The 12,860-nt window shown below is 64.5% G+C and carries 13 protein-coding genes; 10 read left to right on the top strand and 3 right to left on the bottom strand.

What is annotated here, in order from left to right:
• Window positions 1–279 precede the first annotated feature (279 nt).
• From DMB37_RS39980 to DMB37_RS39945, 8 genes are all read left to right on the top strand, one after another.
• Entirely contained in the window at window positions 280–1,320 is a 1,041-nt protein-coding gene (locus tag DMB37_RS39980) for an iron-containing redox enzyme family protein (protein ID WP_240772157.1), read from the top strand.
• Window positions 1,314–1,607 (top strand): hypothetical protein, encoded by a 294-nt coding sequence (locus DMB37_RS39975; protein WP_135237174.1) that lies wholly within the window; start codon window positions 1,314–1,316, stop codon window positions 1,605–1,607. The genes DMB37_RS39980 and DMB37_RS39975 overlap by 7 nt, the downstream gene beginning before the upstream one ends.
• Before the next feature lie 46 nt (window positions 1,608–1,653).
• Window positions 1,654–2,349, top strand: coding sequence for a 2OG-Fe dioxygenase family protein (locus DMB37_RS39970; RefSeq protein WP_240772156.1), 696 nt, complete (start codon window positions 1,654–1,656; stop codon window positions 2,347–2,349).
• A complete protein-coding gene (locus DMB37_RS39965) occupies window positions 2,339–4,417 on the top strand; it encodes a molybdopterin-dependent oxidoreductase (RefSeq protein ID WP_135237173.1) in 2,079 nt (692 codons plus the stop codon). Before DMB37_RS39970 ends, DMB37_RS39965 begins: the two co-directional genes overlap by 11 nt.
• 22 nt (window positions 4,418–4,439) lie before the next feature.
• Window positions 4,440–5,045 (top strand): LysE family translocator, encoded by a 606-nt coding sequence (locus DMB37_RS39960; RefSeq protein ID WP_167769090.1) that lies wholly within the window; start codon window positions 4,440–4,442, stop codon window positions 5,043–5,045.
• A gap of 12 nt (window positions 5,046–5,057) precedes the next feature.
• Window positions 5,058–5,867: a diaminopimelate epimerase gene (dapF, locus tag DMB37_RS39955; RefSeq protein WP_135237171.1), complete on the top strand. Its 810-nt coding sequence runs from the start codon at window positions 5,058–5,060 to the stop codon at window positions 5,865–5,867.
• Window positions 5,868–5,948: 81 nt separating this feature from the next.
• Window positions 5,949–6,386 (top strand): DUF2000 domain-containing protein, encoded by a 438-nt coding sequence (locus DMB37_RS39950; protein ID WP_135237170.1) that lies wholly within the window; start codon window positions 5,949–5,951, stop codon window positions 6,384–6,386.
• A 219-nt stretch (window positions 6,387–6,605) separates the two neighbouring features.
• Window positions 6,606–7,619, top strand: a complete 1,014-nt coding sequence (locus DMB37_RS39945) for a triacylglycerol lipase (protein WP_135237169.1) — start codon at window positions 6,606–6,608, stop codon at window positions 7,617–7,619.
• Between the two features lie 166 nt (window positions 7,620–7,785).
• Here DMB37_RS39945 and DMB37_RS39940 read toward each other — a convergent pair whose 3' ends face one another.
• Entirely contained in the window at window positions 7,786–9,849 is a 2,064-nt protein-coding gene (locus DMB37_RS39940; RefSeq protein ID WP_240772155.1) for an acyltransferase family protein, read from the bottom strand.
• Between the two features lie 314 nt (window positions 9,850–10,163).
• Entirely contained in the window at window positions 10,164–10,802 is a 639-nt protein-coding gene (locus DMB37_RS39935; RefSeq protein ID WP_135237167.1) for a helix-turn-helix transcriptional regulator, read from the bottom strand.
• Here DMB37_RS39935 and DMB37_RS39930 point away from each other — a divergent pair.
• Together DMB37_RS39930 and DMB37_RS39925 are read left to right on the top strand one after the other, a co-directional pair.
• Window positions 10,801–11,412, top strand: coding sequence for a DUF4386 family protein (locus DMB37_RS39930; protein WP_240772154.1), 612 nt, complete (start codon window positions 10,801–10,803; stop codon window positions 11,410–11,412). The two genes, DMB37_RS39935 and DMB37_RS39930, sit on opposite strands and share 2 nt — an antisense overlap.
• Window positions 11,413–11,523: 111 nt before the next feature.
• Window positions 11,524–11,913, top strand: coding sequence for a hypothetical protein (locus tag DMB37_RS39925; protein ID WP_240772153.1), 390 nt, complete (start codon window positions 11,524–11,526; stop codon window positions 11,911–11,913).
• Window positions 11,914–12,083: 170 nt separating this feature from the next.
• On the opposite strand, the gene DMB37_RS39920 is transcribed toward DMB37_RS39925, so the two are convergent.
• A complete protein-coding gene (locus DMB37_RS39920) occupies window positions 12,084–12,578 on the bottom strand; it encodes a hypothetical protein (RefSeq protein ID WP_240772152.1) in 495 nt (164 codons plus the stop codon).
• Window positions 12,579–12,860 lie beyond the last annotated feature (282 nt).

Genomic DNA, 12,860 nt, shown 5'->3' with positions numbered 1-12,860 from the left:
CCCCGGCGATTCCGGACACTCGGTTTGTTTCTGTTGCGCCGCAACATAATCGACATCTCACTCTTGACTCCGCCACGGACGCGGCCGTATGGTCATCGCACGGCCCTATAGGGTCGCAGGAGGGTCGGCGGGGATACCAAACCCCCTCCAGCATGGGGTATAAGCATACGTCGTTGAGTCAACGAATGAGCACGACGCAGATTCAGGCCTTCGCCCTGAATCTGCGTGCGAAGTCGAACAAGCACATATTTATAATTGGACAACCCTATGGGGGGTAGTGTGACAACGTCGGTAGTAATCGGCCAAAATCTTGCGGCCATTGTTCAAGAAATCCAGCTAGGCCCGGCTCGGTCCATTCAGGACCAGTTCAGCGGAGACGCTGCGGCCGAGTCGGCGAACATGCTGCGATCAGCCGCCGAGGACACCGTCGAGAGAGCACGCAAAGGATCGACCGATGCTTTGACCGAGTTGCATCTTGCGTTGGAGTCCATTCACCGCTCATATTTCGCCAAGCCGCGCCCCAACGAGTCTTGGTGCAACCGGAAAGGGATTCTCGATCCGGTACAGGCGATCCTCGAGGATTTCGTCATCGAGTACGAAGACCAGCGGATGGACGAGGGACAGATTCCTTTCACCGACGATCCTGATCAGTTCGTCCAGCAACTGAAAGAAGCGGTCCGCGCCCACCCCGCCAATCGGCACCCCTTTTACATCGACTTTCTTCCGTTCAAAGCCGGCATTGCCGATATCCGATACTATCTCGCCCAGGAAACCGCCCTGGATCCGCGGTTCGACGACTTCATCGCATTGATGCAATTGGGCTGCGACAGCCAGCAGAAACTGGAGCTGGCCGGTAACTACTGGGACGAGATGGGCAACGGCAACCCCGCCCAGGTGCACACATCGATGTTCGAGAACGCGATGCGTGAGGTCGGGGCGGACCCCGAGTTCATCCGCACGCACCGGCTGGTGGAAACGCTCATCTGCGGAAACCTCTCGGCGACGCTGGCCGTGAACCCCAGGTTCTACTACCGCTCCATCGGCAGCTTCGCGGTGACGGAGTTCCTGTTCCCGCGCCGCTGCGCGCAACTCCTCGAGGCGTGGCGACGGAACAATCTGTCCGAGCGCAACGGCGATTACCACAAGGAACACATCGGTATCGACGCCAGGCACGCGAGCGGTTTCTTCCGGAACGTCATCAAGCCGGAGATTCGCAAAGATCCGAGCGCAACCGGTGACATCTACTGGGGGGCGATAGCGCGCATGAACTCATCGCAACGCTATCTCGATGCGCTGCTGAACGAGCTCGTCACATGCTGATCGAGGTCGACGACAACACCCTGGCCGTCCGGAAGGGCGAGATCAGCGTCGAGTCCGCCGCGTTCCATGAATGGTGTCTGTTCATCAATATGCACACCGCCGAGCTGCGCGTTTCGGCTACCGCGGCGGATCTGGACGAGAACGAAAGGGAACTCGTCATCGCCATCACCGAACTGTCGGACGTGTTCGACGTGCCGTGCACCATCACCGTCGGGCCGTCCTGTGCACAACTGATCCACCAACTGCCGCTGGCAGCCGACTTCGTCACCGTGCGTATCTCCGGCTGACCGAACCAGCCCACGTCGAGCGGGCTGCACACTGAAAGGAAGACCTGTGTCCGAACTGCAAGATCGCGGCTTCAAGTTTGTCACCCTGCCACCTATCGGTGCTGACGTACTTTCCAGCTACGACGACATCGAACTCGATCCTTACATGGCGCACGGCACCAGGTACAAGCGGTTCTCCCAGTATCGGCTGACATTCTCCGGCGACGAGGGGTGGCAGTTCGAACTGCTGCCGCACCGGGCCTACTCGGCATTCAAGAAATTCAATAATGTCGCGGGCGGCATCCTTCGTGAGTACACGCCGATCGCCGTCGACTTCGTCAGCACGATCAAACACATCGTCGACCAGGAGCGCTTCCTCGACCAGACCGTCGACTGGCAGATCAACGTCCACCAGAACCGGAGCAAAACCACGACCGAGAAGTCGGCGGAGCTCACGCCGGAGGGAATCCACCAGGACGGTCACGAGTTCGTGATCATCTCGATCCTGAGCAGGAACCAAGTCCGGGGCGGCGAGATGCGTCTCTGGCCCGCGAAAGACGCCGACCCGATCTGGCGCGGCACGCTCGGCGCCGGCGACGCGGTCATTCTCGACGACCAACGCGTCTATCACGACGTGACGCCGATCGAACCGGACGGTTCGACGACCGGCACCCGCGACATTCTCATCGTCTCCTTCTCCCGGTGGGACGAACGCTGGTACGGCGAGGAACACGAACAAGCGGTCCTCTCCGATGTCAGCTGATCCTGGTGAGACCGCCGCGGCTCGGTCGGCGACCAGGCTGGTCCACGGTGCCTGTCCCCTGGATTGCCCCGACGGCTGCAGTTGGACGGTCACCGTCGACGGCGACGAGCCGGTGAAGCTGGCCGGGCGCAAAGACCACCCGTTCACCGCCGGTGCGCTGTGCGTCAAGGTCGGCCAGTACCTCGAACAGACCCGGTCACCGGCGCGGCTGCTGAACCCGAAACGGCGCGTCGGGCCGAAGGGGTCGGGCACATTCGAAGAGGTCGATTGGTCCACGGCGATCGACATGATCACCGACCAGCTCCAGCACGCGATCGATCGGTGGGGTGGGGAGTCGATCTGGCCCTACCAAGGCACGGGAAACCTCGGCTATATCCAAGGCCTGCAGGGCAAGTCGGGCAGGCGGCTGTGGAACGCGATCGGCGCGTCGCGCCATCACATGACGATCTGCTCGATCGCCGGGCAGGAAGGACTCGCGCAGTCCACCGGTACCTCGCTGGGGATCGACCCCGAATCGTTGGCGGCGTCTCGGCTGGTGCTCATGTGGGGTGTCAATACCGTGACCTCGGGGCACCATCTGTGGAAGTTCGTCCAGCAGGCGCGCAGGCACGGCGCGTGGATCGTCGCGATCGACCCGATCAGGACCCGGACAGTCAAACTGGCCGACGAGCACATCGCACCCCGTCCCGGCACCGACGCGCATCTGATACTCGGCCTGATCCACGAGCTCGTCGCGCGCGACGCGGTCGATGTCGACTACCTCGAGTCAATGACCAACGGGTGGACCGATTTTCGCGGCCGCCTGCCTGAATTCGCGCCTGCCGCCGTCGAAAAGACAACGGGCGTACCGGCATCGGTGATCACTCGCCTCGCCGAGCGAATCGCGTCGTCGCCCCCGGTCGGCATCCGCGCGGGGATGGGGCTGCAACGTCATGCCGGCGGCGGCAACGTCCTGCGGTTGCTGGCATGCCTGTCGGCGGCGACCGGCGACTGGGGTCGCTACGGCGGCGGCGTGTCCTATTCGACCGACGGGTATTTCGGGCTCAACCGCGCGGCCCTCGACCGCGACGACCTACAGACCCGGCCGGTACGGGGCCTATCCATGACCCGGCTCGGCGACACGCTCAACGATCCGAACCTGTCGCCGCCGGTCAAGGTGCTGTTCGTCTATGGCGCCAACCCCGTAGCCAGCGCGCCCGGCCAAGCCAACGTCATCAGGGGATTGTCGCGCGAAGATTTGTTCACCGTGGTTGTCGACCACTTCCAGACCGACACCTGCGATTACGCCGATATCGTGCTGCCCGCGACGATGCAGACAGAGCATCTCGACATTCACGACGGCTACGGCCACATGTATATCGCCTGGAACGAACCCGCGGTCGCCCCGGCGGGCCAGGCACTGTCGACGACCGAAATATTCCGTCGCATCGCCGCCGGGTTACGGTTGCGGGAACCGTGCCTGTACGACAGCGATTTCGACATAGCTCGCCAGCTGATGGCCTCGACGCATCCGTCACTGGAGGGCATCACCGTCCAATCGTTGCGCGAGCACGGGTGGCAACGACTTAATTACCCCGACGAGTTCATCCCCTTCGCCGACGGCTTCCGCACCGCGAGTGGCAAGTTCGAATTTCCGACGAAAGACTTCAGCGCTCAGGTTGCTGCGGAAACCGCGGGAACGGACGCCCGATACCCGCTGTCCCTGTTGGCGACAGCCGCGCACTACACACTCAACTCGACATTTCTCAACAATGAGTTGCTGGCCGGCAAGTCGAGTGGTACCGCAGTCACCCTGAACCCGGCGGACGCCGACTCGCGCGGAATCGGTGCGGGGTCCCGGGTCCGAGTTTTCAACAGCCGGGGCGAATTCAGCACCTGCGCCGAAGTCAGTGACGCGGTCCCACCCGGGGTGGTCGCGATGACCAAGGGGAGCTGGCTCAAGATCGTCGGCGGTCCGACCGTGAACGCGACGGTCGAGGAACGCGACGCCGACCTGGGCGGCGGAGCCGTATTCCACGACAACAATGTCGACGTCGTGCTACTCGACCGAAAGGACATCAATGATTGACTGGAATTTGTTCTGGCCGTTCATGCTCGCCGCGGTCGTACTGGTGATCATGCCCGGCCCGGACATGATCCTGATCGTCACGCTCGGCACCCGGCACGGCAAAGCCGCAGGAGTGGCGGCGGCCGCGGGCGTAGCTGCCGGACTCGCGGTCCACATCGTCATCACGGTGCTGGGACTGTCCGCGCTCGTGCACAAGTTCCCCGCCGTTTACCAGGGATTGAAGTGGCTCGGCGTCATCTACCTTGTCTACCTTGCGATTTCGTCGTTTCGCGCCGACCCCGAGCCGCCCACCGGTGAGGTTTCCGAAACGAAGATACTGCGCAAGCCGGTGCTGGCATCGTTTCGGAGCGCTGCCATCACCAACATCTTGAATCCCAAAGTAATTCTCTTCAACCTCGCATTCCTGCCCCAGTTCACTAACCCGGGCCTGGGGCACGTACCGCAGCAACTCGCCATTCTCGGACTCATCCTGGTCATAGTCGACTTCGCCATCGACGGCCCCATCGGTTACCTGTCGGGCATATTCGGTAGCCGTATCGCCGAGACCAGCAACAACTACAGTCGCCGAATAAATAATGTGGCCGGAGCAATATTCCTCTGCCTCGCGGGCTGGCTGGCAACGACGTGAAAGTAGCGAACAGTGGTCCCCTTCACCAAGATGCAGGCACTCGGTAACGACTATCTCGTGGTCGAACCCGACCAGCTCGCAGGTCCGATGGACGGCACCGTCGTCCGGCAGTTGTGCGACCGGCACTTCGGTATCGGAGCCGACGGAGTACTCTTCGGCCCGACCGACCGGATCATCGAGCGTGGCGCGGACACATCGGTAGGCTTGCGGATCTTCAATTCCGACGGTTCGGAGTGCGAAAAGAGCGGTAACGGCCTGCGCATGTTCGCCGCGTACCTGCGCCGCAACTATCTGAGCTCCGATAAATTCGTACTCGACGTCCTGGCGGGCCACTGCCCCGTCGAGATCATCAGTACCGACCCGTGGGAGGTGTCGGTGGACATGGGAATGGCGAAGTCCCTCGGTGATCTGGAATTGGAAACCCCTGAGGGCACAGTGGTCACCTTCGATCGCGTCGGCATCGGCAATCCGCATGCCGTCGCCTTCGTTCCGGACGCCACCGAGGAGTTGGCCCGCAGTGTCGGCGCCTGGGCGGCCCACCACCCCGCATTCGGCCTGCACGGCACCAACGTTCAACTCTGCACTGCCGTCGACCGGCAAACGTTGAAACTCCAGATTTGGGAACGCGGCGCCGGCTATACGCTGGCATCGGGCAGCAGCAGCTGCGCGGCCGCGTATAGTGCCTTCCGCGCTGGATACGTCGACAGGTCGGTCACGGTTACCATGCCGGGCGGCGAGGTCACCGTGCTCATCGACAACGACCGAATCCATTTGCAGGGGCGCTGTGAGTTCGTCGCCCACGGCAGCACGTTCGACAGCTAGCACGCAAGGTGATCATCCGGGCGATGGCAACGTCGCCGTAGCGAAAGGGACGCGCAGATTTCGGATACCGGTGGGGTTTCGGTGGCAAGCGAAATGAAGCTGTATGTCGTGATCAACAAGGTGCTTCGCGAGGAGCCAGGACGGGCGATCAACGTCGCGACCCACGCGATGGCGGGACTCGTCGCCAAAGCCGCATGCAAGGCGCCCGACTTGCTCCAAGCGATGGCATTCATCGACTACCCCGACGCGTCGGGCACCTCGCACGACTTCATCTCCGCCCACGGCCTGATCGTCCTGTCGGCCAAAACCGGTCAGCTGAAGACACTTCGGCGCACCTTCACCGAGCAGGATGTCCACTCGATCGACTTCTGCGACGGCATGCTCGACGGATCGACCGACGAACAACTCGCCCGCGTCGCGGCAACTCCCGCGGACGACATCATCCCGCTGTGTGTCGCGGCGTTCGGACCGGTAGACACCATCGACCCGCATACCCGCCGTTTGTCACTGTGGCGGTAGCGCAGCACCGGCCCGGCGTATCCGACCGACCGCAAAGCGGAGGTTCCCGGCGCGCGAATTTTCTGGCCCCGTCACCGCTACCGCAGAACCGCGCGGCCCCACCAGCCGGGCGGCCGTGACGCGGAGTTGCGCGCCTGGCCGGATTCCGACTGCCCCAGGTGTAGTTTACTGTGCGTTAGCTGTCTGTCCTGGTCCGTGCGGCAGGGAAGGAAGTCAGCGATGGCACGCTGGGGATCTACGGCAATGGCAATGGCCGCCCTGATGTCACTCGGCGCGATATCGGGGACCGCTGCGGCGGATCCGGCACCGGAGATGGCGACGCATTCGTCCGACACGACGGGCCACGGTCCGGTCCTGCCCCAGGGGGACGCTGCCTGGGTGGCCTACGGAATGCTGGGCGATACCGACCTCGCGCCCCAGGGCGCGAACGACTGGGCCTGCAAGCCCACGGCGGAACATCCGCGGCCGGTCATTCTGCTGCACGGCTCCTGGAACAGTGCCCTCGGCGGCTTTTCGCGCCTGTCTCCGCAGGTATCCCAGGCCGGCTACTGCGTCTTCGCGCTGAACTACGGCCGTCCCGACGTCGCCGGCGCCGGCCTCGTGCAACCCTGGATCGGCGCCGTCGGTCCGATCAGGGAGTCCGCGCGCCAGCTCGCCGCCTTCGTCGAGCGGGTCCTCGCGGCGACCGGCGCCGGCCAGGTGGACATGATCGGACACTCCCACGGCGGGTTGGTCATTCGCCAATACCTGAAGGACGGCGGCGGTGCCGACTCGGCGGATCCCGCCGCGAACAAGGTACGCAAGGTCATCACCTTAGGTGCCACCAACCACGGCACCACGCTGCTCGGACTCGGTAGCCTCGCCCTCGCTATCCAACAGCACCTGAACTCTGGTTTCCTGCCGCTCGTGCAGGAATTCATCGGCCCCGGCGGCATCGAGCAACTAGTCGGCTCCCCCTACCTCACACAGTTGAATGCGGGCGGCGACACCGTTCCAGGGGTCGACTACACCGTGATCGCCACCCAGTACGACGAAGTAAGCACCCCCTTCGACGCCACCTATCTGGCCCCCGGTCCCGGCGCCACAGTGCACAACATCCTGCTGCAAGACGGCTGCCCACTCGACACATCCACCCACAACGGCCTGCCCTACTCGCCACGCGCAGCCACAATCGCCTTGCGAGCACTGGACCCGGACAGCGCACCAGAACTGGCCTGCACGCCCAATCTGTAATCCAAGCAAGTCCCTCGCCTGGCGGCGCGCACACCCACTGTGCGCCGCTCGAACGGGCGCGGAAAACTCGGTTACAACCCATGAATAATGTTGCAATGCAACGACTTCAACGATCCCGCGCGGGAGCTACCCCGCCACGACGTCGTAAGGAGTCACCCCGTCGGGCTCACCACCATTGGGTGATCTCGCCGATTCGGCGACCGAGTTCGGGGGCCAGGGAACGAGCGTAGCTCGCGGTGAGGTGGTGCTCGTCGCGGTAGATCAGCACGTTGCCCTCGGCGGCCAGACAGCGGTCGGGGCGGCAGATGGCGTCGGACAGATCCAGCGGAAAGATGTTGGGATGCCTCGACGCCGGTAGCTCGGCGGGGTTCTCCGGGGCGAGCGCGGCCGCTCGGTCCATCCCGCAACTGTAGGGGGTCCCCCGCTGCGCCAGACAGTCGACGGCACGGTAGTGCACCTCACCACGGCGCAGCCAGGGGACATCGCGGATCGCGAGGACGTTGAGTCCGCGGTCCGCCAGTGCGGTCCAGGTGTCGATGAATTCCGTTGGTACGTAGTCTCCTTCGTCCCAGCGGGGCCGCGTGCCGATGGTGAACAGCCACTCCGGGCGGTGTTCGGCGAGCAGATCCAGGACCTCGATGGACCATTCGCGGCATTCGGGGAACGGTGCGAGGGCATAGGAGGGCTCATCGGAGAGGGTGAGCGGACAATTTTCCTTGAGATATGTCACGATGCGGAATTGATGCTCGCTCGCAAGGAGTTCCAAGGCAGGCAGCCAATGTTCGGAGTGTGAGCCGCCGACCAAGGCGATGGTGCGGGCGGCGTTCACGTCACCGTAAGTGCAGACACGGACTTCCCGGCTCGAGGTGATGCAGCCGTCGGAGGTCGGCGCCGGCGCGTCGAGCGGGCCTTCGAACACGGTCGGTCGCATCGGCTCCGGTGCGACGGCGATCTGCTCGAAAAGCGCTGCCGCGCCGGGATATCGGTTGACGGACAGCTCGGTCGCCGGGTGCGCGGGGTTCGCTCGGACCACCGCTTGCCAGCTGAGCGCGGCAGCCAGCACGCCGATGCCGAGTACCGACACCGCCGCTCCGATCCCGCGCTGGTAACGCGCGCCCACACCGGAGCGAATAGTGTTCGGGCGCAGGCGCAGCGGTGTCTCGATCAGCCGCTGTGTCGCCACCGCGAGGACGAGCGAGACGGCGATGACGAGAATTCCGCCATCGATGCCGGGACTGCTCTCGCCGGTTTCGGTCAGGTAGAAGATCAGCACCGGCCAATGCCACAGGTAGAGCGAGTAGGCCAGCGCACCCAGTTCGACGAGCAGCGGTGTCGCCAGCAGACGGTTGGTCCACGGCCGCGGTCCGGTTCCGGTGTTCATACCGGACACGATCAGCGCGGCGGCGGCCAGGACGGGATAGAGCGCGGCGGGGCCGGGGAATTCGGCGCCACCATCGATGAGCAGTCCACACGAGATCACCATGCCCAGCCCGAGGACCGCGAGTATCGCGCGCACCGGCTTGGGAATCGAAATCCAGGGCGCGGCAACGGCCAATGCCGCACCGACGAGCAATTCCCAGGCGCGGGCACCGCTGTCGTAGTACGTCCACGCCTGATGCTGCGCCGACCCGAACGCCGCGTACCAGAACGAGGCCACGCCGAAACCGGCCAGCCAGACCAGCAACCGCCCACGAAATCGCAGAGTCCACGACCAGATCCCGACGACCAGCAGCATCAGCAGATAAAACTGCCCCAGTACCGCCATCGACCACAGATGTTGCAGCGGACTGACCGAGGGATCCGGTGCGAGGTAGTCCAGTTCCGCACCTGCCAAATACCAGTTCTGGTAATACAGCACCGAAGCGAGCGTCTGGGCCGAGATGTCAGCCCAGCGCGTGTAGGGCTGGGCGATCACCGTGGCGGCCAGCACCGCGGCCAGGACCAGACACAGCGCGGGCAACAGCCTGCGGACGGTCCGGCGCACCGTGTATCCGAGACCGATCGCATCCGTGGTCTCGATGCGGCGCAACAACATTGCGGTGAAGAAGAACCCCGACAGGACCAGGAACACGTCCACCCCGCCGGAGACCCGGCCCATCCACACATGGAACACCACGACCAGCGCTATCGCGAGGCCACGCAGACCGTCGAGGTCGCGCCGATACCCGGTACCGACCGCTGCCCCAGGCCGGTCCCCCGCGATCTCGTTCGACGCCGACCTCAGGCTCACGGCGCCATGAACCCAAGTCAACATGCGCCACCTCGTACACCGTCCACCGGCTTCGCCGACCTCCGCGTGAGCACCGTCCGACTCCCACCATCGCTCTGACCGACCCGCCGCCCGGGCCGGGTTGCCGACCAGACCTCCCGGCACTCCGCCCGCAAACCATGCCGCAGCAGGCACCGTCGAATCAAACCGGCAGCAACACCCGACGCCGGATGATGCGGTTCGGTTGCCTTGGCGCCGAGGCTGTTCAGGGTTCTCGAAACATGTCGGGGATTCCATCGCAGGCCTCGTCTTCGATGATGACGCGATAACCTCGGTTACGGAACCGCAGCACCACCCTGGTCGGCAGCAGTTTCCTCGCCGTCTTGTGTGCCGCGCTCGTACTGCGCTGCGCGGTCGATGAGTTCCTGCGTATCCCAAGTCAGCTCGCGGCTCTCGATCGCCGCCAGAGTCTTTTTCACCCAGGCGATTTCGGCTCGCGCCATCCAGATCGTGTAATCGTTCTCGATCAGGAAGACGCGCGGTAGCTCCTGCGGTGCGTCGCGTACGCCGCAAATCTGCTCCTCGAGCGCGCGCCTGAGTTCCGCGTCGCGGTGCCGGAGCATGCGGGCGACCTCGGCCGGTCCGTTGATCGTCATGAACGACAGCGCGGCGGGAAACAGCGGATACTCGCGGGCCGGAATGGCCAGCGCGTTGTACATCGCGGCGAACAGTTCGGCCCGCCCCGCGGGGGTGAGGTGGTAGACGGTGCGCGCCGGTCGCCCGCCGACCCGCTCGGTTTGTCCGGCCTCGATAAGCCCGTCACGCTCGAGACGCTGCACCGTCTGCTGAATGCTGTTGCTGCTGCGGATGTTCACCACATCGTTTTTGCCCCGCTCCACGATCAGCTTCCGCATGCGGTACTGGTGCATCGGCCCGTGGCGCTGGGCAGCCGGCGCACTGATCGTCGGCACCATGCTCTACATCGTCCCGACCGCCATACACGGGAACCCGCCGATCGAGTCCGCGCAGGAAACACTCGAATACGTGCACGCTCGCCCCTTCTGGCGCGTGCTGCACCTCGTCAATATCGCCGCGGTGATCGTCTGGGCATGCGGGTTCACCGCCCTGGCCAAGGCAGCGTCGGCGAACGCGCTGACCAGGCAGCTGTTCGGAATCGTGTGCACCACGGCCGCAGCGACATTCGCCGTGTACTTCAGCCTGCACGCATTCGGGCTGCCCACGGCCGCCACGCAGTACTTCGACGCAGGCGCGGACCGCACGGCCGTCCTGGAACGCACCGAAACCACCCTGATCGCGCTCGGCAGCATCGCCTTCACCGCGCAGGCGCTACTCGGCGCGGCAGTCGCCTTCGCGGGTTACCTTTTCGCGCGCTCACCGATGCTGCCGACCTGGCTCGGCGGTGTCGGCATCATCGCGGGCCTTGGCTGGCTGACCGGCGCGCTCCTGGTCGACTTCGCCGTCATCGTCGCGTTCACCATCCTGACCTGGCTGTGGACCCTCGTCGTCGCGGGCGTGGCGCTGCGGGGATCCTTCGCGGTGCGTCCGCCGCACCCCACATCGTGAGCGAAATCGGTGATTACCCCGATGTGGACACAGCCCAGGGCGGCATAAGATTTCCTCGCGAGACCCGAAACATCAACGGGGCAACGCTTTCCGAACAGTCCGGGGGCCGAGGTGACAGCTAATCGCCGGTGGTCGACGACCGCTGCTGCGCTCTACACCGTGTGGGGTGTGCTGCACATGGGGCTCGGCGTCTCCATGGTGATCGGCGACCTCGCCGACGGCGCGCCCGGCACCGAGTCGGCGGCCGAAAGCCTGCTGTACTTCATCTGCGTGACCACGCTCGGTGCGCAGGCCATCTTCGTCGCGGCGACCATGAACAGGCTCAATAGTCGCCTGGGTTTCTGGCTCAACGCCGTCGTGCTCGGCGTGGTCGATCTGGCTTTCCTCGTGCTGCTAGCAGCGCCCGGTTACGTCGACCTGATCGGCGCGATCGTGGGACCGGTCGTCTGGCTGCTGGCCACCGCGTGCGCGACCGTCGCATTGCGGCGCCCGTCCACCTGATATCGGCGTAAATCGGACAGCCCTGCACGAATACGACGAAACCCGCATCAGCACAGAGCAATTCGAACGCCGAGTCCCTCCTGTCGCGCACACGACTTTTTCTGGTCCAGCCCGAAGCGGTGAGTGGTGGCGGCGTCCCCGGCATACCGGCCGGGGACGCCGCCGCATACTCAGCCGAGCGTGAACGTCGCGCGGCCCGCGATGTGCTCTAGATCAACATTCTGCGGATAGACCTTGGAGTACGTGTCGATCCACGCCTCCACCTTCCCGGCGCCCGGCCCCATGCCCATGCCGGTGATCACGTTGTCCGGCAAGCCGACCACCGAGGTGCCTTCGACACGCTGTGACTGCCCGCTGGTCCGGCCGGTGTCGAGGTTGCGCCAATGCACGGTGACGAAGTAGGCCCCGCAGAACTCCCCGGTCTGCGTGATCTTCACCCGAACACCGAATACACCGGACTGCGGCTGCGGCACCGTCTCGGCATTGATGATCGCCGCACAATTGGGCCCAGGCACCCGCGTGAGAGTCGAGGTGAACTGGGTAACCGGATCGTCGGGGTTGGCGCCGGCCGACCCGGTGAATCCGCTCACCGCGGCCACCATCGCCGTGGCGACCACACCCGTGCGGAACATAAACCGTTGTAGGAAAACATTTTTCATACTCATACCCCCTCTTTCGCCCGGCACAGCGGCAGCGTTATCGATCTTCGAGCCCGCAAACTCAGGGGCTGGACAATGCCCGCCACTCGGTGATGGGCGGGCCGAAGCGTTCGATTCCTCGAAGGTTCGGCGAATCCGCGATCGGTCGCGCTGGACCGGGCGAACTCCGCGCGCGGTACCGGCATGAGCGGCGTGCCGCGTCGGAGTCGAGTCTGCAACGAGTCCCCGTCAGCCGCCTGCTGTTTCGTTCGTGGCGTGTCGGAAGCTGCTGCGTTGCAGGGTATTCGA

Origin of the sequence: Nocardia sp. CS682, from assembly GCF_004634405.1 — a bacterium.
GTDB classification, from domain to species: domain Bacteria; phylum Actinomycetota; class Actinomycetes; order Mycobacteriales; family Mycobacteriaceae; genus Nocardia; species Nocardia ninae.
Note: the sequence above shows the minus strand (reverse complement) of the source record. Positions and strands in the feature narration are given on the sequence as shown.

What these genes read in the sequence shown, in the direction of transcription:
- DMB37_RS39975 (WP_135237174.1), top strand. Translation starts at nt 1,314, where the DNA reads ATGCTGATCGAGGTCGACGACAACACCCTGGCCGTCCGGAAGGGCGAG.
- DMB37_RS39965 (WP_135237173.1), top strand. Translation starts at nt 2,339, where the DNA reads ATGTCAGCTGATCCTGGTGAGACCGCCGCGGCTCGGTCGGCGACCAGG.
- DMB37_RS39960 (WP_167769090.1), top strand. Translation starts at nt 4,440, where the DNA reads ATGCTCGCCGCGGTCGTACTGGTGATCATGCCCGGCCCGGACATGATC.
- DMB37_RS39945 (WP_135237169.1), top strand. Translation starts at nt 6,606, where the DNA reads ATGGCACGCTGGGGATCTACGGCAATGGCAATGGCCGCCCTGATGTCA.
- DMB37_RS39930 (WP_240772154.1), top strand. Translation starts at nt 10,801, where the DNA reads ATGCTCTACATCGTCCCGACCGCCATACACGGGAACCCGCCGATCGAG.
- DMB37_RS39935 (WP_135237167.1), bottom strand. Translation starts at nt 10,802, where the DNA reads ATGGTGCCGACGATCAGTGCGCCGGCTGCCCAGCGCCACGGGCCGATG.
- DMB37_RS39920 (WP_240772152.1), bottom strand. Translation starts at nt 12,578, where the DNA reads ATGAGTATGAAAAATGTTTTCCTACAACGGTTTATGTTCCGCACGGGT.